A 25526-nucleotide genomic window follows, 5' to 3' on the forward strand; every position below is an offset into this window, starting at 1 on the left:
TGCGCGCGGCAACTTCCCGTTCAAAGGCTGACCTCTCATGGACCTGCGCAACATCGCAATCATCGCTCACGTGGACCACGGCAAGACGACCCTGGTGGATGAGCTGCTCAAACAATCCGGCGCGTTCCGGGAAAACCAGGCCGTGGCGGAACGCGCCATGGACAGCAACGATCTGGAACGCGAGCGTGGCATCACCATTCTGGCCAAAGCCACCTCGGTCGAGTGGAAAGGCACGCGCATCAACATCGTTGACACCCCCGGCCACGCCGATTTCGGCGGTGAGGTTGAGCGGATCCTCAGCATGGTGGACGGCGTGGTCCTGCTGGTTGATGCTGCCGAAGGTCCGATGCCGCAGACCAAGTTTGTGACCTCCAAGGCGCTGGCGCTGGGCCTGCGGCCTATCGTTGTCCTGAACAAGGTCGACAAACCGGATGCCGAGCCCGACCGGGCGCTGGACGAGTGCTTTGACCTGTTCGCTAACCTCGGCGCCGATGACGACCAGCTGGATTTCCCGGCCATGTATGCCTCGGGCCGGTCCGGCTGGGCCGATATGGAGCTGGACGGTCCACGCAAGGACCTGACCGCCCTGTTCGACCTGATCGTGGATCACGTCCCCGCGCCCAAGCAGGCCGAAAAGAAAGACGAACCTTTCCGCATGCTGGCCACCACATTGGGCAGCGACCCGTTCATTGGCCGTATCCTGACCGGGCGCGTTGAAAGCGGCACCCTGAAAGCCGGTGACAGCCTCAAGGCGCTCAGCCGCGACGGTACGCTGATTGAAAACTTCCGCGCCTCGAAAATTCTGGCTTTCCGTGGTCTGGCGCAGCAACCCATCGATGTGGCCGAAGCAGGCGACATCGTCACCATCGCCGGGATGAGCAAGGCGACAGTCGCCGACTCGCTGGTCTCGCCGCAAGTAGACGAGGCCCTGCCCGCCCAGCCCATCGATCCGCCCACCATCACCGTAACCTTCGGCATCAACGACTCGCCCCTGGCCGGGCGTGACGGCAAAAAGGTGCAGTCCCGCGTGATCCGTGATCGCCTGATGAAAGAGGCTGAATCCAACGTCGCCATCCGCATCTCTGACACCCCCGGAGGTGAAGCGTTCGAGGTTGCGGGCCGTGGCGAATTGCAGATGGGCGTTCTGATCGAAAACATGCGCCGTGAAGGGTTCGAACTCAGCATCTCACGCCCGCAGGTTCTGTTCCGCGAGGAAAACGGTCAGAGGCTGGAACCGGTCGAAGAAGTTACCATTGACGTGGATGACGAATACTCGGGCGCGGTGATCGAAAAAATCACCGGCGCGCGCAAGGGTGAGCTGGTCGAGATGCGCCCCGCAGGTGCGGGTAAAACCCGCATTATCGCCCATGTCCCCTCGCGCGGCCTGATCGGCTATCACGGCGAATTCCTGACTGACACGCGCGGCACAGGCGTACTGAACCGGGTGTTCCATGACTGGGCTACTCACAAAGGCCAGATCCCCGGTCGTCGTGCTGGTGTTCTCATCTCGATGGAAAAAGGTCAGGCCGTCGCTTACGCGCTGTGGAATCTGGAAGAGCGTGGCCGGATGTTTGTGGGCCCTCAGGCAGAAGTGTATCAAGGCATGGTGATCGGTGAGCATTCACGCGACAACGATCTGGAAGTGAACCCTCTGAAGGGCAAGAAACTGACCAACGTGCGCGCCAGCGGATCTGATGACGCAGTACGCCTGACGCCGCATGTTCAGTTCTCGCTGGAAGAGGCGATTGCCTATATCGACGATGATGAACTGGTCGAGGTAACCCCCAACGCCATTCGTCTGCGCAAGCGCTTTCTGGACCCCCATGAACGCAAGCGCATGGCGAAATCCGCCTAAATTGTGGCAAATGGTCGATTTCGAAATTGGAAACAATGACACGAGTGTGACATTTTTTCATCCATCCCAAAAATGATGAAAATGGGGAGACCTTCCGTAACGGCAGGTCTAACCCCTGTTTTTCATGGCCGTTCAACTTTTAGTAAAGTTAAAATCAAGTGACTCACCCGATCCGGCCCTTGTAAATTCGGCCAGAGAAAGGTGTATTCATGACTAAAGTGTGACGTCGTTCATACAACGCACGGTTTCAATAGTGCATAAGATCGACGCAGTAAGTAATGAGTTTCAAGGAGTAGCGCCATGCGCATCAAGTCTCGTATACTACCCGTTATATTTGCATCAGCTACACTTCCTTTGCTCGCGGCTGGTCCCGCATTGGCTGATGGGAAATGTACAGTTCGGACCGCCAAACAGTCTGTATCGACGGAAACCCTGTGTGCTTGTACCGTCGTTGAATCCCGTATGCTGCGGTATCTGCAGCGCCGTTCGGATTTCGAAGATATTCTGGCCCGGACGCTTCAGACCTGCCCCGCGTTCGCAGCAGTTCTGACCGACTTCCCGACAGCGTCGATCGGCGCGCCGTCACAGCGTTCCGGCGACGGTCCGGCTGACGAAAACGGCGGTGGGTCCAGTTCTGGCGGAGGATCAAGCTCCGGAGGTGGGTCCAGTTCCGGTGGTGGATCAAGCTCTGGCGGCTCAAGCTCCGGCGGCGTGACGCCTACTGGCGGTTCCAGTGGTGGATCAAGCTCGGGCGGATCAAGTTCCGGTGGCTCCAGCTCCGGCGGATCAAGTTCCGGTGGCTCCAGCTCCGGCGGATCAAGCTCAGGTGGCTCCAGCTCCGGCGGATCGAGCTCGGGCGGCTCCAGCTCCGGTGGGTCCGAAGGTGGCTCCAGCTCTGGTGGATCAAGCTCGGGTGGCTCCAGTTCCGGTGGTTCTGAAGGTGGCTCCAGCTCGGGCGGCTCAAGCTCTGGCGGATCAAGCTCCGGTGGTTCTGAGGGTGGCTCCAGCTCTGGTGGTTCCAGTTCGGGCGGCTCCAGCTCTGGTGGGTCCGAAGGTGGCTCCAGTTCTGGTGGGTCCAGCTCCGGTGGTTCCAGCTCCGGCGGTGGATCTGAAGGCGGCGGAACCGAAGGGGGTGACTCGCCCGAAGGTAACGGAACCGAAGGCGGCGGCTCGCCTGAAGCCGGTGATCAGGGCACGAACTAAGCTCGGGTTAGAATGCAAAAAAGCCAGCGGTTGTAACTATCGCCGCTGGCTTTTTGCGATGCGTTCTTGGTCTTACGTTAACTGCTACCGTAGACACCAACCCAACGCCGAGGTTGTTTGGGATCCTGCATGCGAAGGAACAGATACTGGGTCGCGGACCAGGGTTTAATTTGATTGGTCAGATTGTCCAGAACCAAATCCCCCTGCGCCGAACGGTAGACCAATACAGCATGTGCATTGCGGTGTTTGTCGAGCACAGTTGCAATCAGCAGTTTTCTGGGATCGATACCTGCGTTGATCAGATCGCGCTTTTTCAACAAGGCGAAATCCTCGCAATCGCCACCGCGCGAGGTCGGAAGCGCCCAACGTTCGCGGGTTCTGTACTGCGATTGATCGGTCACTTCGCGAATGGTGGCGTTTACGTGGCGATTGATACGCTGAACGATCTGCATCTCTTGCTGGCTGGTCAGCGACCCGGACCGTTTCGTGGTGCAGGCCCAATCATACTGGCGGCACAACTGACGTGCGCCGGTTGGCGGAGGGGACGCGGACACACTGGTGATGAAAGCCCCTTCCGAGGCCTGGGCAACGGTAGCCCCCAGGAACGTGCCAAAAGTAATGGCAACGACACCCAAAAAGCGCCCCGAACCTGCCGCAGCGCGTCCTAAGATGGACGTGAATTTCCCGCCATTCGATTTCATGCCTGTCCCTCGATCCAAGTCTCTCCGAGCGATTGTCGTCAAACCGGACCATATTCCGTTTTCAGAAACTATCCGTAAACGTGGCCGATTATGCAATCTAGGTCGAAACTGAAGGGGAAAAAGGGCGGAAATTCGTCACTTATTTTGACCATTTCGGGCAAGAAATGGGTTCAGATGGCCACAATTGTGACGGGAAACCTGAACGGACACTCGCCCGAGCAGGCTTAAGTGTATGACATTTATGAAGTAAAACTCACGCCTTTCGCGAGCCTGCTGTTGCCACAATCATGCCATCCGCGCCTTGGCTGATTTTCGCTTACATACGGCCCACTTGCACGCGACGCGCCCAAAACGCACCGCGCCTGGTGATTCTCAGTCGGTGATCTCAACCACCACCAACTCACGTTCGCTGGCATCGCGCGCGTGATCCAGCGCCGTTTGGTAGTCATCCGAATTGTAACAGTCCACCGCCGCTTCGACGGACGGGAACCGGGCGACCACATTCCGTGGCCGCTCTTTCCCTTCTAACTGAACGTAACGGGCGGCGCGGGCGATGAACTCACCGCCATGTTTGGCGATCGCTGGTCCTGCCAGCTCGGCGTATTTTCCATATGATTCGGCGTCGGTCACCGTTACGTGCGAAATCCAGAGTGCGGGCATGTTACGCTCCCAATACCTGTTCGGCGGCCTTGATCGCCGCGTCGGCGTTGGAGACATCCTTGCCACCGCCCTGCGCCATATCGGGACGGCCTCCGCCGCCTTTCCCACCCAGTTCCACAACAGCGGCCTTCACCAGATCCACCGCGGAAACCGTGTCGGTCAGGTCCGACGTCACACCAGCCGCAACAGCGGCCTTTCCACCAGCATCCGCGATCAATAATACCGCGCCCGAGCCAAGACGGGCTTTGTGTTCGTCTATCAACGCAGGCAGGTCCTTGCCCGATACACCGCTCAGCGCCTGCGCCAGGAATTTGATGCCATTGACCTCGCGCGCCTCGGCCCCGTTGCCCTGCCCCGCGCCGCCAGCCATAGCCAGATCTCGGCGCAGCTGAGCGACCTCGTTTTGCAGCGCCTTGCGTTCGTCCAGCAAAGATCTGACACGGCTGACCACATCATCCGGCTGCGCTTTCAACTCTGTCGCAATCTGGGCCAGACGATGATCCTGCGCAGAAAGATAGCGGAACGCCTCATCCCCGGTCAGCGCTTCGATCCGCCGGACACCGGCGCTGCTGGCGCTATCGCCCAGAACAACAAAGGTTCCGATGTCGCCGGTTTGGCGCACATGCGTGCCGCCGCACAGTTCAATCGACCAGGTCTCACCATCCTGCCCCTTACCGGTCGGCGCTTTGCCCATCGACACAACGCGCACTTCGTCGCCGTATTTCTCACCAAACAAGGCCTGCGCACCCAGCCCCCGCGCGTCATCCGGGGTCATGATTCGGGTCTCGACGGTCGAGTTCTGGCGGATGAAATCATTCACCTCGCGTTCAACCTTTTGGATTTCGTCCAGCGTCAACGCTTTCGAGTGGCTGAAATCGAACCGCAGGCGGTCGGATGCATTCAACGACCCACGCTGCGCCACGTGATCACCCAGTGTTTCGCGCAAGGCCTCGTGCAGCAAATGCGTCGCCGAGTGATTGGCACGGATCGCCGAACGGCGCGCGTGATCAACCTCCAACTCAACCGCGTCGCCCTTGGACAAAGCGCCGTGATCCACGGTTACTTTGTGCGCATAGACCTTTCCGTCTGCGAATTTCTTTGTGTCCTCGACGCGCGAAACATCATCGCGTTCTTCCAGCCGACGGATTTCACCCGTGTCACCAACCTGACCTCCAGCCTCACCGTAGAACGGGGTCTGATTCACCACGACCCAGCCCCTGTTGCCCTGCTCGATCTTGTCAACCAAAGCGCCATCGACGATCAGCGCGGCAACCTGACCTTCGGCTTTCTCGGTATCGTAACCCAGGAAGTCCGTGGCCCCCGCGCTGTCCAGCACGTCGAACCAAACGGCCTGATCCGCTGCTTCGCCCGAACCCGCCCACGTGGCACGAGCCTTGGCCTTTTGCTCGGCCATGGCTGCGTCGAACCCATCGGTATCGACGGTTCGGCCTTTTTCGCGCAGCGCATCCTGCGTCAGGTCCAGCGGGAACCCATATGTGTCATACAGCTTGAACGCCGCATCGCCGGGCAAAGCCGCACCTTCGGGCAGGCCTGCAACTTCATCATCCAGCAGTTTCAGGCCGCGATCCAATGTCTGTTTGAAACGGGTTTCCTCAAGCAGCAGAGTCTCTTCGATCAGCGGCTGCGCCTGTCCAAGTTCGGAATATTGCGCGCCCATCAATTGCACCAGAGTCGGAACCAGCCGGTGCATAACCGGATCTTTTGCGCCCAGCAGATGCGCATGGCGCATCGCGCGGCGCATGATTCGGCGCAGCACGTAGCCGCGCCCGTCATTGGATGGCATCACACCATCCGCGATCAGGAACGAGGTCGAGCGCAGGTGATCCGCAATCACCCGGTGGTGCACGTTCTGGTCGCCATAGGGATCAACGCCAGTTGCATCCGCCGAAGCCTCGATCAGCGTTTTGAACAGGTCAGTGTCATAGTTGTCATGGCTGCCCTGCAGCAGCGCGCCAATCCGTTCCAGCCCCATACCGGTGTCAATCGACTGCATGTCGAGTTCCACCATCGAGCCGTCCTCGAACTGCTCGTTCTGCATGAAAACGATGTTCCAGATTTCGATGAACCGGTCGCCATCTTCCTCGGCTGATCCCGGTGGCCCGCCCCAGATGTGGTCGCCGTGGTCATAGAAAATCTCGGTGCACGGGCCACAGGGGCCGGTCGGGCCCATTTGCCAGAAATTGTCACTGGTGGCGATGCGGATGATCCGATCCTCAGGCACGCCGACCTTTTTCCAGATCTCGAACGCTTCATCATCGGTGTGATAAACCGTTGTCAACAAACGGTTCTTGTCGATACCGAATTCCTTGGTGATCAGCTCCCACGCGAAAGGAATCGCCTCGGGTTTGAAGTAGTCGCCGAACGAGAAATTCCCTAACATCTCGAAAAACGTATGGTGCCGCGCGGTGTAACCCACATTGTCCAGATCGTTGTGCTTGCCGCCGGCACGCACACATTTCTGCGCCGTGGTGGCGCGCTGGTAGTCGCGGGTTTCAACGCCCGTGAACAGGTTCTTGAACTGCACCATGCCCGAGTTCACGAACATCAGCGTCGGGTCGTTGCGCGGCACCAATGGGCTGGACGCGACCACCTCGTGCCCCTGCTTGGCGAAGTAGTTCAGAAAGGTCGATCGGATATCGTTCAGCGTGGGCATCAGGCTCTCTCAGCGCGAAATCATACTCGTTTGCGCAGGTTTACCGCCGCGTCCGGCGAGTGTCCACAGCATAGCCGTTCCAAACGAAACAAGGCGGCCCCGATGGACCGCCCCGTTCCCAGTATTCTCAGGACCATCGGGGTGCCGGGGGATTTCTGCTGTTCCCGTCAGCGTCCTTTACGCTTCGAGGATGTCGTCATCCTCGGCAGCGCCGGGTGGCATGTCGAAATCCAGACCGTGGGCTGCGCGAATCTTATCCTCGATTTCCAGCGCGATGCGGGAATTGTCGCGCAGGTATTGCTTGGCATTCTCGCGCCCCTGCCCGATCCGTTCGTCGCCATAGCTGAACCACGAGCCCGATTTCTCGACCACGCCAGCCTTGACGCCCAGATCAAGCAGCTCACCCATCTTGCTGATGCCTTCGCCATACATGATGTCGAATTCCACCTGCTTGAAGGGCGGTGCCACCTTGTTCTTCACAACCTTGACGCGGGTCTGGTTGCCGACCACCTCGTCACGGTCCTTGATCGCGCCGATGCGGCGGATGTCCAGACGGACCGAGCTGTAGAATTTCAGCGCGTTGCCGCCGGTGGTGGTCTCCGGGCTGCCGAACATGACACCGATTTTCATCCTGATCTGGTTGATGAAAATCACCATACAGTTCGAGCGGCTGATCGAACCGGTCAGCTTGCGCATCGCCTGACTCATCAAGCGGGCCTGAACGCCCACGTTGCTGTCGCCCATATCGCCTTCCAACTCAGATTTCGGCGTCAGCGCCGCCACCGAGTCGACCACGACCATGTTCACAGCCCCCGAACGCACCAGAGTATCGGTAATCTCAAGCGCCTGTTCGCCGGTATCGGGCTGCGAGATCAGCAACTCATCCAGATCGACGCCCAGTTTGCGGGCATATTGCGGATCCAGCGCATGTTCCGCGTCGACAAAGGCGCAGACACCGCCACGTTTCTGCTGTTCGGCAATACAGTGCAGCGTCAGCGTCGTTTTACCCGAGCTTTCCGGCCCGTAAATTTCGACAATCCGGCCCATCGGCAGACCGCCGATTCCCAGCGCGATATCCAGACCCAGCGATCCGGTCGAGCTTGCGTCGATATCCTGCTTGGCATCCTCGCCCAGCTTCATGATCGAGCCTTTGCCGAACTGCCGTTCGATCTGGGCCAGCGCACTGTCGAGCGCCTTTTGCTTATCCGCGTTTTTCTTGTCGCTCATCGTCAGAAGATCCGCCATTGTCCTGTCGCCTTCCCTTTTGTCACACCCTTTGCCGGGCGGCAATCGCTGCTTTGTTCGCCTCTTGTTCCTTATGGGACCAAAAAGAGAACATTTCAACTAAAACTTACAGAACTTACTTTTGGGCAATTGTGTTAAAGAGTCGTTTACGACACTCTGCCATCATGGTGAAATACAGTTCGGGGCCGATAAATGCTTGTTTTCTATAAAGAACGCCTTGCGTTTTTATCTGTCCCCAAGACTGGCAGCACGGCTTACCACACCGCGTTGGGTGCGCGGGCCGATCTGGTTGTGACCGGCCCGCCCGAGTTGAAACACGCGCCGGTGCGCCGGTTTGATCGGTTTTTTCAGAACATGTACCGAAAGATGTACGACACCGAGATGGAAATCATGGCCGTCGTGCGCGAACCGATTGACTGGCTGGGCAGTTGGTACCGCTTTCGCAGCCGCGAGGATCGGATCGGCCATCCCCATTCGACCCGCGATCTGAGCTTTGATGAGTATGTTCGCGCCTATATGCAGAACCCGCGCCCCGGGTTTGCGGATGTGGGCAGCCAAAGCCAGTTTTTTCGGACCAGAAACAACGGGGTCGGTGCGACCCATATCTTCAAATACGAACATCAGGACAAGATCCTGAGCTTTTTGCAGGACCGGTTGCAGATGGACATCTCTCTGCCGCGCGAGAATGTATCCCCGCCGGGCGACCTGACCCTGTTAGCCGAGACCGAACGAAAGTTCCGCAGCAAACACGCCGAGGAATTCGCAGCCCATGACGCCGCCCTTTGAAGCAAACCTTAAATCTGAGACGCGAATACCCTTGGGCGCTCGCGGGCCATTCGTGTCGCAGGGTAATTCAGGCTAAAGGTCGCACGCTTTAGGCAAGCTGCTGGTGCACGGCTTCGGTTAGCTGGTTTAGTGAAAACGGCTTGGGCAGGAAGGTCGAGTTGGCGATCTGTGGCCCTGAGTCTCCGAATGCACCTTCGGTGTAGCCCGACACAAAGACCACCCGCGCATCAGGCCGGGATTCTAACGCCTTGCCCACCCAGGTCGGCCCATCCATACCCGGCATGACCACATCGGTGACAAAGACGTCCACGATCAGGTCAGGGTCTTCCAGAAGGCGCAGGGCATCCTCGGCCGATTCCGCCTCGAGCACCGTATAGCCTTTCAGGCGCAAGGCCCGGGTTGCAAAGGCGCGAACCGGCGCTTCGTCTTCCACCAGCAGCACAACCCCTTCGCCCTGACGCGCTGATTGGACGACCGGTGGTGCCTCTTCCACCGCCTCCGGGGCCGAGGCCGAAGTGCAGACCGGCAGAAACACGGTGAAATCGGTTCCCCGCCCCGGCGCGCTGTCGACAAAGATGAAACCGCCGGTCTGCTTGACGATGCCATAGACGGTGGACAGGCCCAGCCCTGTCCCCTCACCCGTTCGTTTGGTCGTATAGAACGGCTCGAACACCTTTTGCAGTTTGTCGGCGGGAATGCCGATGCCGCTGTCGCTGACCTTTACAGTCACGTATTCGCCCGGCGGTACACTCGCACGGTCGCGGCGCAGGGGTTCTGTCAGGGCCAGCACCTCGGTCTCGATCCGAATCTCACCCCCATCCGGCATGGCGTCGCGTGAGTTGACCACAAGGTTCATCAGAACCTGCTCCAATTGGCGTTTATCGGCACGCACGGGTTTCAGCACCGGATCATGGCTGAGGGTCAACTGCACCTTTTCCCCCACAAGCCGGTTCAGCAAATGGATCAGGTCCGAGATCGTGTCGCGCAGGTCCAAAACCTCGGGTCGCAGGGTTTGTTTGCGCGAAAACGCCAGAAGCTGGCTGACCAAGGCTGCGGCGCGGTTGGCGTTCTGGTTGATCTGGACGAGATCGGCATAGTCGGGGTCGTTGTGGTCATGGCGCAGCAACAGCAAATCGCAATGGCCCGAGATGGCGGTCAGCAAATTGTTGAAATCATGCGCGACGCCACCCGCCAACTGCCCGACGGCCTGCATCTTCTGTCCCTGCACGAACTGGGCCTCAAGGGTCTTGAGCTCGGTCGCATCGTTCAGAACGGCAATCAGGCAGACCTGCCCGTCATCGATCACCCGCCTCAGCGTCACCTGCACGAAAATCTCTTTGTCATCGCGGGTAAGGCGCAGGAATTCGGACCGCTGCGTGTCTTCTCCGGCCGCGGTCCTTTCCAACCATTCGAGGATCGGATGGCCCAGCCCCTGCATGATGTGGCTAATGTTGGTGTGGTTCAGATGGCTTCCGCCCAGCAGTTTCAGCGCAAGACGGTTGGCTTCCTGAATCGTTCCGTCCGGCAGCAGGCACATGATCGGAACAGGCAGATCGGCAAAGCATGTTCCGACCCCATGGCTTGGTGTCTCGGCCAAAGGCACCAGCGCCAGATTGCGCCCAATACCCGAGCGCGACAGTTGTGTCACGGCGGCAGGCGTCGTGCCGTTTTGTGTTGTGAGTTGCCGAATTCCGCCTTCGGGCCCAAGGCTATCCGGCAGAAACTGGTCCATTCTTTCGGGCCGATATCCCAAAAGACGTTCAGCGGCGGCGTTAAGGTCCAGCACCACGCCGTTTCGCCCCTCGGTCAAAACCGGCAGGGACAGATCCGTCCACGGACCGCCCTCATTGAGGTGAAACCGCCAGCAAAACAGGCCGTTTCCAAGCCCGAAAACAGAAACCGGGATGGTTGCGTCATGGGTGACAATATCCTCATGCGCGCGCCCCTGAGCCTGCGCCTGCGATTGAAGGCGCAGCAGAATCGCGGCGGGATTGGCAAAGACCGATCGCAAACATTTGGCCAGGCCTGCACCCGGATCGGCTTGAAACCTTTTTTGGGCCTGTGCGTTCGCGATAAGGATATCGCCATGCGCATTCGCGATCAGGCATGGAAACGGGTCTTGCTGCGCAAAGGCGGCCATGACCGAGGTCATCTGTTGCGCCGAGCGATTTGCCAGCATCGTCTTTGCGACGACGCCCAGCACGACGACCAGCAAGGACCCACCCGACACCCACAAGCCATACATCCAATCCGAGGACAAAAGACCGGACATCGGCGCCAGGGTCAAAGCAAGCGCTACAACAGCCAAAGAGCCCGCGCGCCACGCGGGCGGTGATTTCTGGTCGGGCGGATCGGGAAAAAACTCGGCAGCGTCGGACATGAACGGTTCGGTCAATTGGGCGTTGGGGTATTTCGACCCCAATTTGGTTAATTCCCGCTTAACGAAAATAGAACAACGGGCTTCTACCCAAGGTTGCTATTCGGTGACGCGCTACCGCGTCAAGTGTGCCGTAAAGAATCCATCCGTTCCGTGTGCCACTCGCCACGATTTGCGTAGCTGTTCACGCCATTCCGGGTTTGCATTCAGGAACGCGTCAACAACGTCTGCGTTCTCGCTATCCAACATCGAACAGGTCGCGTAAGCCAGTACGCCACCGTCCCGGACCAAAGGCGCAATCGTGACCAGAATATCCGCCTGAATGCGGGTCAGTTCATGCAAACGCGTCTCGGTGAGCGCCCATTTGCCTGCAGGCGCGCGCCGCCATGAGCCACTGCCTGAACACGGCGCGTCGGCCAGAACGATGTCAAACGGCTGGTGTCGGGCCAACTCGTCTGACGTTACCAACGTCACCTTGGCACCGGCGCGTTCGGCCCGGTTGGGCAGGTCGCGCATCCGCGCGGCATTCACGTCATGCGCAAAGACCTCGACCCCTTGATGCGCGGCCAAGGCCAAAGCCTTCCCGCCACCGCCAGTGCAATAATCCAGAACCCGCAGGCCCGGTCGCAGGTCCAGCGCCGCGACGACCGCCTGGCTGGCGGCGTCCTGCAGCTCGACCAGACCTTCGAGATAGGCCCGGCTCTGCGCAATCTTGCGCGCGCCTTCGGTTACCTCCAAAGCCGTTGGGCAGATCCCCAGCGATTGAGCGGTTATGCCGTCGGCTTTCAGGCGTTCCGTGGCAAGGGACAAGTCGGCCTTAAGAAGGTTCACCCGCAGATGCACCGGAGCCCGGTTTTGCAAAGCCTCAGCCGCCGCTATGGCGTCATCTCCAAGCGAAGCCGAGAACCGAGGCCAGAGCCACTCTGGGATGTCAAAACGTTCCGCATCCGTCGTGACCGCGCGCGCAGTCTCGGAGGATTGAACAGGTGCAGGGGCATGTCGATCGCCAGTGAACAGGGTGTCCACATCGCCATCTTTTGCACGGATCGCTCCGATCATCAGCCCGCGCCCGGTGCATGCGCCGCCAAGCGCGGCAAAGGACCGCTTGCAGCGCAGGGCATCAAATACATGATCCCGAACCGCCGCGCGATCTTTTGACCCGGCAAACCGGCTGCGCCGGGCCCAGCCGGTCAAGGCCTTTTCAACCGGCGCGCCATCCAAAATCTGATCCAGAATTTCAATCGAGGCCTGAACGCGGGCTGCAGGTGTCATTGCCTATTCCGTTTCCTGTTACGCGCGGCGCAAATGCAAAACGGCACCCGCTAAAGGGTGCCGTCTGCATCCAAATACCGGATCACATCACCCTGTAGTTGGGGCTTTCACGCGTGATCTGAACGTCATGCACATGGCTTTCCTTCAAACCGGCCCCGGTGATCTTAACGAAATTGCAGTTCTTGCGCATCTCTTCGACCGTGCCACAGCCGGTATAGCCCATGGCCGCCCGCAGACCACCGACCAATTGGTGAACAACCGCGCTGGCCGAGCCTTTGTAGGGCACCTGCCCCTCGATCCCTTCAGGCACCAGCTTGTCATTGGCGGCGTCCTTCTGGAAATACCGGTCCGCAGACCCGCGCGCCATCGCGCCCAGGCTGCCCATGCCACGATAGGATTTGAACGAACGGCCCTGATACAGGATCACCTCGCCCGGGCTTTCGTCTGTCCCTGCGATCATCGAACCAACCATGGCGCAGGACGCGCCCGCCGCAATCGCTTTTGCAAAATCGCCCGAGAACTTGATGCCGCCATCGGCAATCACCGGAACGTCCCCGGCAGCCGCCGCACAATCCATAATCGCGGTCAGCTGAGGCACACCGACCCCAGCCACCATCCGGGTGGTACAGATCGAGCCCGGCCCGATCCCGACCTTGATCGCATCCGCGCCCGCATCAATCAGCGCTTTGGTCGCATCCGCCGTGGCCACGTTGCCTGCGATGATCTGAACCTCGTTCGACAGGGTCTTGGCCCGTTTCACCGCATCCAGAACGCCTTGCGAATGGCCATGAGCCGTATCGACAACAATAATGTCCACCCCCGAATCGACCAGCAACTCGGACCGTTCAAATCCGGCATCGCCAACCGAGGTTGCTGCCGCGACGCGCAGACGTCCAAGGGTGTCTTTACAGGCAGTTGGGTTCAGGACCGCCTGTTCGGTGTCTTTCAGGGTCAGCAGGCCGGTCAGCTTGCCTTCGCCATCGACTACCAGAAGTTTCTCGATCCGGCGGGCGCGCATCAGGCTTTTGGCCTCTTCCAGATCCGCAGGCTCTTGCAGCATCGCCAGATTGTCCGAGGTCATCATCGCGTGGATCGGCGTGTCGTCCGAGGTCGCAAAGCGCATATCGCGGTTGGTCACGATTCCGACGACTCGGCCCTGATCGTCCACCACAGGAAAACCGGTGAAATTGTACCGCTGCACCAGCGCCTGCGCGTCTGCCAGCGTCTGATCGGCGCGCAGTGTGACCGGGTTGTAGACGATCCCCGATTCGAACCGTTTGACCCGGCGCACTTCGCGGGCCTGTTCCTCGACCGAGAGGTTCTTGTGGATCACCCCGATGCCACCCGCCTGCGCCATCGCAATCGCCATGCGCGCCTCGGTCACCGTGTCCATGGCCGAGCTGAGCAGCGGGATGTTCATGGTGATCTGCCGCGTCACACGCGTGCTGGTATCCGCCGTCGCAGGCAGAACCGAGGAAGCCCCCGGCACCAAGAGAACGTCATCAAAGGTAAGCGCCTCACGAATCTGCATCTGTTCACCCCATGCAAAAGCCCGTTTGGCGGTGACCCTATTGCATGGATCAACCCTAAGGAAAAGCCCCCGAACCCAAGTTGTTGCCAAATGTCGGCGAATGCCGCGCCCAAAACGACGCTGGTTGATCAAAACCTGCCGCTGAATGGCCTTTCCCTTTGCGCATAAACTCATATCTTGCGCGGCATACGCGCGAATACAAAGGCAGGCCATTCATGACCACCGACCCTCTTGTCGTCTTCACCCCATCCGGCAAACGCGGGCACTTTCCCGTAGGCACCCCGATTCTGACCGCAGCGCGCCAGTTGGGCGTCGATCTGGATTCGGTCTGCGGCGGGCGTGGCATCTGTTCGAAATGCCAGATCACGCCAAGCTATGGCGAGTTTCCCAAGCATGGCGTCACCGTATCCGAAGACGCGCTAAGCGAATGGAACGCCGTCGAGCAGCGCTATGACGACAAGCGCGGTTTGAAACCCGGTCGCCGTCTGGGCTGTCAGGCGTCGGTGCAGGGCGACGTGGTGATCGACGTCCCGCCTGAAAGCCAGGTACACCGTCAGGTCGTGCGCAAGGCCGCCGCCGCGCGCGCCATCACCATGGACCCGGCAACACGCCTGTATTTCGTGGTGGTCGAGGAACCCGACATGCATTCCCCCACCGGCGATCTGGAGCGGTTGGAACGCGCCCTGCGACAGCAGTGGAACATCGACGCCGTGACCGCCGATCTGTCGCTGATGTCCAAGCTGCAACCGGTTCTACGCAAAGGGAAATGGGAGGTCACGGTTGCCGTCCACAAAGGCCACAAGGACACCGTGGGCCGCATCGTCGAGATCTGGCCCGGCCTGCATGAACACGGGTTGTACGGTCTGGCCATCGACCTCGGCTCGACCACAATCGCAGCCCACTTGACCGATCTGGAAACGGGTGAGGTCAAGGCGTCCTCGGGCCTGATGAACCCGCAAATCCGGTTCGGCGAAGACCTGATGAGCCGTGTGTCCTACGCCATGATGAACCCCGGCGGCGATGCCGAGATGACCAGGGCCGTGCGCGAGGCGATCAACGACCTGACCACCTCGATCGCCGAGGAGGCTGGGATTGACGCCGCGCTGATTGTAGAGACGGTGTTTGTCTGCAACCCGGTCATGCACCACCTGCTGCTGGGCCTCGATCCGGTCGAGCTGGGACAGGCCCCATTTGCGCTGGCGACGTCGGAATCCATGTCCCTGCCCGCGCGCGAGATGGACCTGACCGCGATGAACCCGCGCGCGCAGGTCTACATCCTGCCCTGCATCGCGGGCCATGTGGGCGCGGACTGCGCCGCCGTGGCGCTGTCGGAAGAGCCGGGCAAATCCGAGGATCTGGTGCTGATCGTCGACGTGGGCACCAATGCCGAGATTCTGCTGGGCAACACCAGCCGCGTTTTGGCCTGTTCCTCGCCCACCGGGCCTGCGTTCGAGGGCGCTCAGATCAGTTCCGGCCAGCGCGCCGCGCCCGGTGCCATCGAACGGATCGAGATTGACCCAGTGACGAAAGAACCCCGGTTCCGCATCATCGGGTCGGACAAGTGGTCGGATGAGGACGGCTTTGACAAAGACATCGCCACCACCGGCATCACCGGCATCTGCGGGTCCGGCATCATCGAAGCCGTTGCCGAGATGCGAATTGCGGGGCTGCTGGACGAAAGCGGGCTGATCGGGTCGGCCGAACAAACCGGCACCCCCCGCTGCGTGCCCGAAGGCCGCACCCACGCTTACCTTATCCACGACGCCAGCGCCGAAGGCGGACCGCGCATCACCGTCACCCAAGGCGACATTCGCGCCATCCAACTTGCCAAATCCGCGCTCTATGCCGGTGCACGCTTGCTGATGGACGAGATGGAGGTCGACCGCGTGGATCGCGTCGTTCTGGCGGGCGCCTTTGGCGCGCATATCTCGACCAAACACGCGATGGTTCTGGGCATGATCCCAGACGCGCCGCTGGACAAGGTCACAAGCGCGGGCAACGCCGCTGGCACCGGCGCACGGATTGCGCTCTGCAACATCGGCTCACGCGCCGAGATCGAACGGGTCGTGCGCGAGATCACCAAGATCGAAACCGCCATCGAGCCGAAGTTTCAGGACCATTTCGTCGCCGCCAACGCCATCCCGCACAAAACCGACCCGTTCCCGGAACTCGGTCAGGTCGTCACCCTGCCCGCGCCCAGCTTTAACACGGGCGGCGCAGACGCCGAAACAGGCGGAGGCCGTCGCCGCAGACGTCGGGGTTAAGCCCAAAAAAGACCACGGTCGCGACCTGCTTCGAATTTCAGGTCGCGACTCCGCGCGCAAATGTACGAGCGGGCGGCGGTATTTTGGTCCGATGGGGAAAACTCTGGAGCGGGTAGCGGGAATCGAACCCGCGCGTTCAGCTTGGGAAGCTGACAGGCTACCATTACATCATACCCGCCGCGTGGAAGTGGATAACACCACCGGGAACCGGGGTTCAAGCGGGATTGTCACCCGGCTCGCCTCAAAACTCACTCGGTGCGCGCGCGCAGGCTTTCGATCAGCGTCTCATCGACATCAAGCGCCTCGCACGCGGCATCCAGGGTTTCGCTGTCCAGATGGCGCGGGTTCAGGTCAACATCCTTCGAAAATGCATCAACAATAGCCTGCATCGCCCTGATACGCGCATATTTTTTGTTGTTTGCCGGTATCACGTGCCAGGGCGCGTTCTGGGTCGAGGTGCGGGCCAGCATCTCGTCCACGGCCACCTCTGTCTCGGCCCATTTTTCGCGGTTTCGAAAGTCTTCGTAGGTCAGTTTCCAACGTTTCAGCGGGTTTGTGAGCCGTTCGGTGAATCGCTCCATCTGCTCGTCCTGCGAGATGTGGAAGAACAGCTTGATGATCCGTGTGCCGTCGTCAGTCAGCATCCGTTCAAAGGCGTTGATCTCGTCATAAGCCGCGCGCCAGCGATGTTCCGGCGTCAATTTTTCGATCCGTTCGACCAGAACACGCCCGTACCAACTGCGATCAAAGGCCGAGATTGCGCCCGAGGGCGGCAGACGCTCCCAGAATCGCAACAGGTAGTGGCGATTGAGGTAATAATTCCGCGGCGCGCCAATGGGCCAGACCTTGAAGCTGCGCGGGTCCAGCGCCTGGCTGATCCGTCGGATCGTGCCGCCTTTGCCAGCAGCGTCCCAGCCTTCAAAGACGATCACGCCTTTCAGACCATGGAACAGAAACGCCTGCTGAACGATGGCCAGCTTGGCCTGCAGATCGATCAACTGGTCGAAATAGTCCTTCTTTCCCAACTTACTGGTCAGATCCGCGTCCGAGAGTTTCGGGGGGTGATGTTTGGACATAGTGACCACCTTTTTACGTGCCGACGCCGTTGTCACTGTTCCCGGAACAGGTCCATATTGCAAGGAGATGCACGGCTGCGGGGTGTGGTGGTCACTCGAAAGGTATTCCCGACTTACCTCCGAAACACGTGCTTATCCGGCTTTGGTCAAATCCTGCGCCAACATAAGGGCATTGTTGTCCGGGTCGTAGAATGTTGCGGTGCTGACCATGCCTTCAATGGTTTCGGTTTCGCCATCGAACCGCACTCCGGCCCCTTCCAGCGCGGTTCGGGCCGCTGCAATGTCGGCCACGCCGAATACCGGCACGGTGTTGCCCGGCGCTGGTTCTGCCTGCTCACCCAATCCAAGGGTCACGCCTTGGGTCTTGGTTTGCATTTCGCTCCACCCGGCTTCGTCAATGTGGTGGATCAATTCGAAGCCAAGTTTATCGCCATACCATTCCGCGCTTGCATGACGATCACGAACCGAGATTGCGAGCGTAATCGTGTTGTCCAGAGAAATCAGGGCCATTGCGCTTTCCTTTTGTCTGAAATTATATTAACTATACTTTATGGACATTACGACACTTGTCAAGCTGACCTCTAGGGCGTGGTCGTTGAACATTCTGGCAGCGCTGCATTCTGGGGTTCCGGGCCGTCAGGCCCCATTGCTTGCCGCGACCAGTGCAAGCCGGACGTCCTTTGCCGCCAGTCTGGATCATCTTTTTCAATTGGGCCTGTTGGAAAGAAACCCGGGTCACGGTCATCCCCTGCGACCCGAGTTCAGATTGACCGCAGAGGGCGTAAAGGCCGCCGAGATCGCAAGCAGAATTGTGGCGACCGTTCCTGATGAAACCGAATTCACCTTGCTGAGGCGCAGTTGGTCAGTTCCGATACTGGCCTTGACGGAATCCCCGCAGCGTTTTTCGACCATGAAAACAACGCTGGCCTCGATCACCGATCGCGCCTTGTCATCCGCCCTGCATCAATTGGAAGAGCGTGAGTGGATCCAGCGGGATATCGATCTATCCGCGCGGCCACCCTTCCCCACCTATTGTGCTGTGAACACCGGAGGCGAGATCAACCGGGCCATCGGGCTTCGGCATTGACGAAAAAAGGCCGGGCAAATGCCCGGCCTCTGAATTTTGCGATAGCCTTTGGATCAGGCGCGGCGGCGGCGGCCACCTCCGCGACGTCCGCGGCCTTCGCCCTCGGCGCCGGGCGCTTCGGGCGCTTTGTTGAACCGGATCCACTCGCCACCATGCGGGTCATTGTTGGTCAGCAGGTTGGCGGCGCGGATGGCTTCCATTTCCTTACCGGCGCGCGGCAGGGTGGAACCCAGACCGAACATCTGCACGAAGGTCTCATCATCCATGCCTTCGGGCAGGATGATACCGGCGGCAGCGACTGCCTCTTTCTTCTCGGCAATCTTTTTCTGCGTCACCGGCAATGCAACCGGGTTCATGATCGCCGAGGTCATGCCAGCACCCATTGCCATGGGCAGGAAGGCGTTGTTGATACCGTGACGGTTCGGCAGACCGAATGAGATGTTGGACGCACCACAGGTGGTGTTCACACCCAGTTCCTCACGCAGACGACGGACCAGAGCGAACACCTGCTGGCCTGCGGTTGCCATCGCTCCGATGGGCATGACCAGCGGGTCAACCACGATGTCATGTGCGGGGATGCCGAAATCGGCGGCCCGTTCGACGATCTTTTTGGCGACGTCAAAGCGCACATCAGGGTCTTCCGAGATGCCAGTATCGTCGTTCGAGATCGCCACAACCGGCACGTTGTATTTCTTGACCAGCGGCAGAACCAGTTCCAGACGCTCTTCTTCGCCGGTGACCGAGTTCAGCAGCGGGCGGCCCTCAGCCGCCTCAAGACCGGCTTCCAAAGCACCCGGAACCGACGAGTCGATGCACAGCGGAACATCGACCAGCCCCTGCACCAATTCGACGATCTTGCGCATCAATGGCGGTTCGGTCTCGTTCGGGTTGGGGTTCGAGTTGTAGACAACGCCCGCGTTGATATCCAACACGGTCGCGCCTGCCGCAACCTGCGCCAGCGCGTCTTTTTCCACGGTCGAAAAGTCGCCCGCTTCCAGTTCAGCCGCCAGTTTCTTGCGGCCTGTGGGGTTGATCCGCTCGCCGATCACGCAGAACGGTTCGTCAAAGCCCAGAACGGCAGTTTTTGTTTTTGATTCTACGACTGTACGGGTCATATCCGTTCCTTAGGAGTTTGCAGGCTTTGCCGAAGCGCCGCCGTTATTGATCGCCCAGTTGGCGTTGGTCTTGATCCCGCCCAGCGGGAAGAAGTGGACGTTGGTGATGTTGAAATCCGGGTTGGCCGCTTTGTGGTTGGCCAGTTCGGTGATCACATCGGTCGGCTCATAGGGCAGCAGCAGCTTGGACACGTCCATGGCGCGTTTCTGCAGAACCTTCAGCGAGGGGCCAACACCGCAGGCGATGGCAAACTTGATCAGCGTCTGCAGCTTGGCCGGGCCCGCGATACCGATATGGACCGGGATGTCGATCCCCGCCTCTTTCAGGCTGTCGGCCCATGCGATGATCGGCTTGGCGTCAAACGCAAACTGGGTGGCCAGAGCCATTTCCGCGTCGGTGGTTTCGCTGAACTTCTGTTTCCAGCGCAGCGCGTCGTCAACATTCTTGGTCGAGCCGTCCGGGTCGATGTCCTTGTTGCCCTCGGGGTGGCCGGCAACATGCAGGCGCTTGAAACCCGCCTTGTCGAACAGACCGGATTCCAGCAACTGCATCGAGCTGTCAAAATCACCATGCGGATTGGCAACGCCCCCAGCCAGCAGCAGCGCCTGCTCGACGCCCGCTTCGCCCTGATACATAGAGATCCAGTTCTCCAGCGTCGCCGCGTCCTTGATGATACGCGCCGGGAAGTGCGGCATGACCGGATAGCCCTCGGCCGCGATACGCTTGGCGGTCTTGACCATGTCTTCGATGGGCGTGCCCTCGATATGGGCGATGTAGACGCGCGTGCCTTCGGGCAGCAGCGCGCGGAAATCTTCGACCTTTTCGGCGGTGCGGGGCATCACCTCGATCGAATAGCCCTGCAAGAAGGCTTCGACGGTCGGATTCACCGGCCCGTTTTCGACCGCATCACGTTTCTTGAAGTTCAGCAAAGCCATTGCGGCCTCCCATAGCTGTCTCGGGCTCATGCCCAACCGTCATTGGCGATCAGCGCTTTGATGCGGTCCTGATCGTATTCCGTTTCTAGACGCACGGCCTGCGCCTCGGCAATCTCGGACGGGTCGCCCTCAACCGCGAAAGGCTCGGCCTTGCGCCATTCGGCCAGATAGGCATCACTGTCCTTGGCGTTCACCTTCATGGCAGCCCGGTCGATGGCTTGCTCGAACCGTTCTTCCAACTGCCGCTTGGCCCCACGACGGCCCTTGCCGACGATGACCTGAGCGGGAATGTCGCGCCAGTAAACGATGGTGACGTCAGGCATTGCTGTGATTCCTCCTAACCCGATGGGGCGGTTCTAAACTTCAATCTGGGCTCGGGTCAGTCGATTTTCGACACCCAACGCTTTCCAAACGACGTTTTTGCCCGGGGTGGTGTACCGGGCTTTTACACAGCACCCCTGCAATTGCGCATATCATAATCCTCAATTCACTATGAAAACGCTTCATAAAACCAAAAAACCCCGGACGGGAAACCGCGTCCGGGGCATGTTTTTAAGGGTCCAGAGGGGTTAGCCCACCAGCCCGCCATCTTCGCGAGTCACCGCGATGATCGCCGAACGCGGCACTGCATCGCCCCCTTCAGGCCAGTGGCTGTTGCCGTCCTCGCCCGGGTGCTGGATGCCCACGAACATGGTGCGACGATCCGGAGACCAGCTGAGGCCGGTGATTTCGCATTCGTTCGGACCAACCAGGAAGCGACGGATTTCGCCGGTGACCGGGTCACCTGCCAGCATCTGGTTGTTGCCCTGCCCTTCGAAATCGCCTTCGTTGCCATAGTTGCCGTCGGTCTGGATCCACAGCAGGCCGTTGCTGTCGAATTTCAGACCATCGGGTGAGTTGAACATGTTGTCGGCATTGACGTTGTCCGAGCCACCATAGGCGTCCTGATGCACGTTGGGGTTACCCGCCAGCACATACAGATCCCAAGCAAAGCCCGAAGCGGTGTGATCGCCACCGTCCGGGCGCCAGCGCACGATCTGGCCGTAATTGTTGGCCTCGCGCGGGTTGGGACCGTTGACCGAGGTGTCGTCACCCCCGGCATTCGGTTTGACGCCCCGGTTCTTGTTGTTGGTCAGACAGCAATACACCTCGGCCACGTTCGGGTTGGCAGCAACCCATTCCGGGCGGTCCATGGTGGTCGCGCCAACGGCGGAGCCTGCCTGACGGGTGTGGATGCTGATCTCGGCTTGCGAGGCCAGACCCGTTGTCTCGGGCGTCAGATCCAGCCACTCACCGGTGCCGTCGTCATTGAACTTGGCGACCGACAGGGTTCCGTTTTCCAGCAGGGCGTTGGTGTCCACGCCAGCGGCATAGACGCCGTCCGAGACAAAGCGATACAGGAACTCGCCGCGTTCATCATCGCCCATATACACGACAACACGACCATCATTGTTAACGACCGCTTCGGCGTTTTCATGCTTGAATCGGCCCAGGGCGGTCAGTTTGCGCGGGGTCGAGTTGGGATCGGTCGGGTCGATCTCAACCACATAACCGGCGCGGTTCGGCTCGTTTGGGTTTTTCGACACATCAAAACGGTCGTCGATCTTGGCCCAGCCATAGCCCCAGTCGCTGGCCGAGACGCCATAGCGCTTCAACTCAGCGCTGACCTCGTGGTTTTCGTCTTCTGCCGAGAAGTAGCCGTTGAAGTTCTCTTCGCAGGCCAGGTACGTGCCCCACGGGGTCATACCGTTGCCGCAGTTGTTCCAGGTGCCTTTCGACGTGGTCCCGGTCGGATCAGCAGCGGTTTTCATCAAATCATGAGCAGCTGCGGGGCCGGTGATCGTCATATCGGTCTGCGGCGTGATGCGGCGGTTATACGGGCTGTCCTTGACGATGCCCCATGTACCGTCGGTGTTGGCGATCTCAACCACGGTCACGCCGTGGGCCATCATGCCCTTGGCGACGTCGTCGTCCGAGGCTGCTTTGGCATCGGGGTTGTTGCCCCACAGAATGTCGCGGTTGGTGTATTCGTTGTTTACCACCAGCAACACGTGCCCGTCGTGATAGAACACGTCCTGACCATCGGTATTGTCGCCAAAGGCGCGCTCCTGACTGGCAGCCGTCCCACGGGTCGCGTGATCGAATTCGGGCGCATCAGACCACAGCGGGTCGCCCCAACGGACCATGACCTCGGCCTTGTAGCCCGGCGGTACGATCACGTCGTCTGCGGTGGATACAGGGATCGCCTCGAACGAGAACCGGTCCGCCGCTGCGCGCGCGCCAGAAGGAATAAGCGCGCCACCAACGGCGGTGAAGCTGCCCATGGCCAGAACGCCGCCCAGGAATCCGCGACGCGACAAGGCGCGTTCGACCACGCGATCAAATTCACATTCTTCGGGACGTGGGTTTACGACCTCATCGTATTCATCAAAGGACAGGGTGCGTTCGTCTTTCATGGCAATCTCCGTATCTGGCTGAAAGCTGGTAGAGAATCCCGTATCGGGGATCCCGCGCGGGGATCGCATTCCAGTATGAACGCTGTGTGACACCCACGTTAAATTCAAAATTGAAATCACTTGCGCGTCGGCGATCCCCCGCCTAGGGTCAAATTAACTCGAAAATCGGAGGGCGTGACGAATGGCGCCCAAGCGTCCCAAAGGTGCGGGCGCGTTCCCGAAGGCGGTCGAAAGCCCCGCGCCGGCAAGACCCGATCCAGATGCGCTGTATGCCGCGCTGGATCTGGGGACAAATAGCTGCCGCATGTTGATAGCCCAACCCAAGGGTAGCGGGTTCCATGTGGTCGACAGTTTCTCCAAATCCGTGCAGTTGGGCGCGGGTCTGGAACGGACCGGGCGGCTGTCCCGGGCCTCGATGTCGCGCACCGTTCAGGCGCTGCGCATCTGTCAGCAAAAGCTGAAACGCAACAAGGTCAAACGCATGCGTTTGGTCGCCACCGAAGCGTGCCGCCGCGCCAAGAATTCGCGCGATTTCATCCGTCAGGTGAAGCGCGAAACCGGCCTGACGCTTGAGATCATCCAGCCCGAGGAAGAGGCGCGTCTGGCTGTCATTTCCTGCGCGCCGCTGGTTTCGACCAAGACCGAGCAATTACTGGTCGTCGACATAGGCGGAGGCTCGACCGAGTTGGTTTGGATCGACATTTCCTCGGTTCCGCGCCGCGACCGTCCGGCGGCAATCATGCGCCTCCACAATGGGTTCCACACTGCCGACAGCCCGTTTCCCGCCGCCAAGGTGGTGGATTGGATCAGCGTTCCCTTGGGCGTCGCCACGCTGCGCGATCAGTTCAACGATGTCGAGGATGACTCGGCCCGTTTCGCCCTGATGAGTTGGTTTTTCGAAGAAAATCTGGCCGATTTCGCCCCCTACAAGGACGAACAGGCCCGCGCCGGGTTTCAGATCGTCGGCACCAGCGGCACTGTGACCACAGTTGCGGCGTCCCATCTGGGGCTGAAACGTTATGACCGGACCAAGGTGGACGGTCTGCGCATGACCAGCGATCAGATTGACAAAGTCATACGCGGGTATTTAGAACTCGGCCCTCACGGGCGCCGCCGCGACCCCCGGATCGGGGATGACCGGCAGGCCCTGATCATGTCCGGCTCGGCCATTTTGCAGGCGCTGCTTAGATGCTGGCCCACCGACCGCCTTTCCGTGGCGGACCGGGGGCTGCGCGAGGGTCTGCTTTATGCGCAGATGAGTGCGGACGGTGTATTGGAAGACGGACCGTTCTGATGGCGAAGACACCGAGTGGCAAAAACACTTCAGGCCGTGGGCAACGCGACCTGAAGGTCAAGGTGAAGACTGCGCGCGGGCGCAAGCTCAGCTCGACCCGCTGGCTCGAGCGGCAGTTGAATGACCCCTATGTGAAACGCGCGCAGGCCGAGGGCTATCGCGGGCGCGCGGCGTTCAAGATATTGGAACTGGACGAGAAATTCCGCTTCCTGGTACCCGGTGCCCGTGTGGTTGATCTGGGCTGCGCGCCCGGCGGCTGGCTGCAAGTGGCCGTCAAAAGGGTGAACGCGCTGGGCGAGAAAAGTGGCAAGCGGATCGGAACGGTTCTGGGCGTTGACCTGCAAGAGGTTGAACCGGTGGCCGGAGCCACAGCGCATGTGCTGGATTTCATGGAAGATGACGCCGATCAAAAGGTCAAAGACTGGTTGGGCGGCAAGGCCGATGTGGTGATGTCGGACATGGCCGCCGCCTCGTCGGGCCATAAACAGACTGACCATCTGCGGATCATGGCGCTGTGCGAAACGGCGGCTTATTTCGCCTTTGACGTTCTGGAAGAAGGCGGCACGTTTGTTGCCAAGGTTCTGGCCGGAGGGGCCGAGGGCGATTTGCAGAAGCTGTTGAAGCAGAAATTCGACAAGGTTGCCAACGTCAAACCGCCCGCATCGCGTTCAGACAGTTCCGAAAAATTCGTGGTGGCAACCGGGTTTCGCGGCTGAACTTAATCTTCCAGCGAGATCTGGCCGGGCAAACGCTGCTCTCTCAGCGATGCGGTTGCGATGCCTTGCAGCATCAGGCCCTCTCCGTGGTTCAGATCAACCGGCTTTTGCTCGCGCAACTGCGCGATCCGCTGGTCAAGCGAGACCCATTTCCCTCGTGGAATGGGCAGTTTCTTTGAATGCTCTGACATATTGTCACCTTTGACTACGCCTTAGCCCGACACCCTCGATCTAAGGGTTAACGTCAGAATTTGCCGGGAAAATGGCGCGATACGGGC

21 protein-coding genes and 1 tRNA gene are annotated in these 25526 nt (G+C 59.9%); 7 read left to right on the top strand and 15 right to left on the bottom strand.

Annotated features, from left to right (window positions below):
* The first annotated feature begins 37 nt into the window (after nt 1-37).
* Together typA and ACR0KJ_RS04175 are read left to right on the top strand one after the other, a co-directional pair.
* Complete coding sequence (gene typA / locus ACR0KJ_RS04170; protein WP_480626020.1) at nt 38-1855, top strand: translational GTPase TypA; 1818 nt, start codon at nt 38-40, stop codon at nt 1853-1855.
* A gap of 462 nt (nt 1856-2317) precedes the next feature.
* Entirely contained in the window at nt 2318-3058 is a 741-nt protein-coding gene (locus ACR0KJ_RS04175; RefSeq protein ID WP_480581111.1) for a hypothetical protein, read from the top strand.
* A gap of 77 nt (nt 3059-3135) precedes the next feature.
* Here ACR0KJ_RS04175 and ACR0KJ_RS04180 read toward each other — a convergent pair whose 3' ends face one another.
* From ACR0KJ_RS04180 to recA, 4 genes are all read right to left on the bottom strand, one after another.
* Nucleotides 3136-3759: a transglutaminase-like cysteine peptidase gene (locus ACR0KJ_RS04180; RefSeq protein ID WP_480626021.1), complete on the bottom strand. Its 624-nt coding sequence runs from the start codon at nt 3757-3759 to the stop codon at nt 3136-3138.
* Nucleotides 3760-4131: 372 nt separating this feature from the next.
* Entirely contained in the window at nt 4132-4419 is a 288-nt protein-coding gene (locus ACR0KJ_RS04185) for a DUF1330 domain-containing protein (RefSeq protein WP_170450596.1), read from the bottom strand.
* A gap of 1 nt (nt 4420) precedes the next feature.
* Entirely contained in the window at nt 4421-7093 is a 2673-nt protein-coding gene (gene alaS / locus ACR0KJ_RS04190) for an alanine--tRNA ligase (RefSeq protein ID WP_480626022.1), read from the bottom strand.
* A 177-nt stretch (nt 7094-7270) separates the two neighbouring features.
* Nucleotides 7271-8338 (bottom strand): recombinase RecA, encoded by a 1068-nt coding sequence (recA, locus tag ACR0KJ_RS04195; RefSeq protein ID WP_170629954.1) that lies wholly within the window; start codon nt 8336-8338, stop codon nt 7271-7273.
* 192 nt (nt 8339-8530) lie between these two features.
* Here recA and ACR0KJ_RS04200 point away from each other — a divergent pair, with 192 nt between their 5' ends.
* The gene (locus ACR0KJ_RS04200; RefSeq protein ID WP_170450590.1) at nt 8531-9124 is read left to right on the top strand and encodes a gamma-glutamyl kinase; all 594 of its coding nucleotides are present in this window, start codon (nt 8531-8533) and stop codon (nt 9122-9124) included.
* 88 nt (nt 9125-9212) lie between these two features.
* Here the strand turns inward: ACR0KJ_RS04200 and ACR0KJ_RS04205 are convergent, their stop codons facing one another.
* From ACR0KJ_RS04205 to guaB, 3 genes are all read right to left on the bottom strand, one after another.
* Nucleotides 9213-11504, bottom strand: coding sequence for a two-component system sensor histidine kinase NtrB (locus ACR0KJ_RS04205; RefSeq protein WP_480626023.1), 2292 nt, complete (start codon nt 11502-11504; stop codon nt 9213-9215).
* Nucleotides 11505-11615: 111 nt separating this feature from the next.
* On the bottom strand, nt 11616-12773 hold the full coding sequence (locus tag ACR0KJ_RS04210) for an RsmB/NOP family class I SAM-dependent RNA methyltransferase (protein WP_480626024.1): 1158 nt from the start codon (nt 12771-12773) through the stop codon (nt 11616-11618).
* Between the two features lie 82 nt (nt 12774-12855).
* Nucleotides 12856-14304 carry an IMP dehydrogenase gene (guaB, locus tag ACR0KJ_RS04215; protein WP_170450584.1) on the bottom strand — a complete coding sequence of 483 codons (1449 nt, stop codon included), beginning with the start codon at nt 14302-14304 and terminating at the stop codon, nt 12856-12858.
* Between the two features lie 215 nt (nt 14305-14519).
* Here guaB and ACR0KJ_RS04220 point away from each other — a divergent pair, with 215 nt between their 5' ends.
* On the top strand, nt 14520-16568 hold the full coding sequence (locus tag ACR0KJ_RS04220; protein WP_170518715.1) for an ASKHA domain-containing protein: 2049 nt from the start codon (nt 14520-14522) through the stop codon (nt 16566-16568).
* 104 nt (nt 16569-16672) lie between these two features.
* On the opposite strand, the gene ACR0KJ_RS04225 is transcribed toward ACR0KJ_RS04220, so the two are convergent.
* From ACR0KJ_RS04225 to ACR0KJ_RS04235, 3 genes are all read right to left on the bottom strand, one after another.
* A tRNA-Gly gene (locus ACR0KJ_RS04225) sits at nt 16673-16746 on the bottom strand.
* 70 nt (nt 16747-16816) lie between these two features.
* Nucleotides 16817-17644, bottom strand: a complete 828-nt coding sequence (locus tag ACR0KJ_RS04230; protein ID WP_480626025.1) for a polyphosphate kinase 2 family protein — start codon at nt 17642-17644, stop codon at nt 16817-16819.
* 132 nt (nt 17645-17776) lie between these two features.
* Entirely contained in the window at nt 17777-18154 is a 378-nt protein-coding gene (locus ACR0KJ_RS04235) for a VOC family protein (RefSeq protein WP_480626026.1), read from the bottom strand.
* An 85-nt stretch (nt 18155-18239) separates the two neighbouring features.
* On the opposite strand from ACR0KJ_RS04235, the gene ACR0KJ_RS04240 reads away from it, so the two are divergent.
* Entirely contained in the window at nt 18240-18731 is a 492-nt protein-coding gene (locus ACR0KJ_RS04240) for a winged helix-turn-helix transcriptional regulator (RefSeq protein WP_480626027.1), read from the top strand.
* 53 nt (nt 18732-18784) lie between these two features.
* Here the strand turns inward: ACR0KJ_RS04240 and ACR0KJ_RS04245 are convergent, their stop codons facing one another.
* The 4 genes from ACR0KJ_RS04245 to ACR0KJ_RS04260 form a co-directional block, all read right to left on the bottom strand.
* Nucleotides 18785-19846 carry a methyltetrahydrofolate cobalamin methyltransferase gene (locus tag ACR0KJ_RS04245; RefSeq protein ID WP_170450574.1) on the bottom strand — a complete coding sequence of 354 codons (1062 nt, stop codon included), beginning with the start codon at nt 19844-19846 and terminating at the stop codon, nt 18785-18787.
* Between the two features lie 9 nt (nt 19847-19855).
* Nucleotides 19856-20782, bottom strand: coding sequence for a methylenetetrahydrofolate reductase (locus tag ACR0KJ_RS04250; RefSeq protein WP_170450572.1), 927 nt, complete (start codon nt 20780-20782; stop codon nt 19856-19858).
* 26 nt (nt 20783-20808) lie between these two features.
* Nucleotides 20809-21105 (bottom strand): virulence factor, encoded by a 297-nt coding sequence (locus ACR0KJ_RS04255; RefSeq protein WP_170373668.1) that lies wholly within the window; start codon nt 21103-21105, stop codon nt 20809-20811.
* Nucleotides 21106-21351: 246 nt separating this feature from the next.
* On the bottom strand, nt 21352-23238 hold the full coding sequence (locus ACR0KJ_RS04260) for a PhoX family protein (protein WP_170621832.1): 1887 nt from the start codon (nt 23236-23238) through the stop codon (nt 21352-21354).
* Between the two features lie 181 nt (nt 23239-23419).
* Between ACR0KJ_RS04260 and ACR0KJ_RS04265 the strand changes: the two genes are divergently transcribed.
* Nucleotides 23420-24532: a Ppx/GppA phosphatase family protein gene (locus ACR0KJ_RS04265; RefSeq protein WP_170518736.1), complete on the top strand. Its 1113-nt coding sequence runs from the start codon at nt 23420-23422 to the stop codon at nt 24530-24532.
* Entirely contained in the window at nt 24532-25248 is a 717-nt protein-coding gene (locus tag ACR0KJ_RS04270) for an RlmE family RNA methyltransferase (protein ID WP_170450566.1), read from the top strand. The genes ACR0KJ_RS04265 and ACR0KJ_RS04270 overlap by 1 nt, the downstream gene beginning before the upstream one ends.
* A gap of 2 nt (nt 25249-25250) precedes the next feature.
* Here ACR0KJ_RS04270 and ACR0KJ_RS04275 read toward each other — a convergent pair whose 3' ends face one another.
* Complete coding sequence (locus ACR0KJ_RS04275) at nt 25251-25439, bottom strand: hypothetical protein (protein WP_170450564.1); 189 nt, start codon at nt 25437-25439, stop codon at nt 25251-25253.
* Between the last annotated feature and the right edge of the window lie 87 nt (nt 25440-25526).

The organism is Ruegeria sp. AD6 (assembly GCF_056542325.1).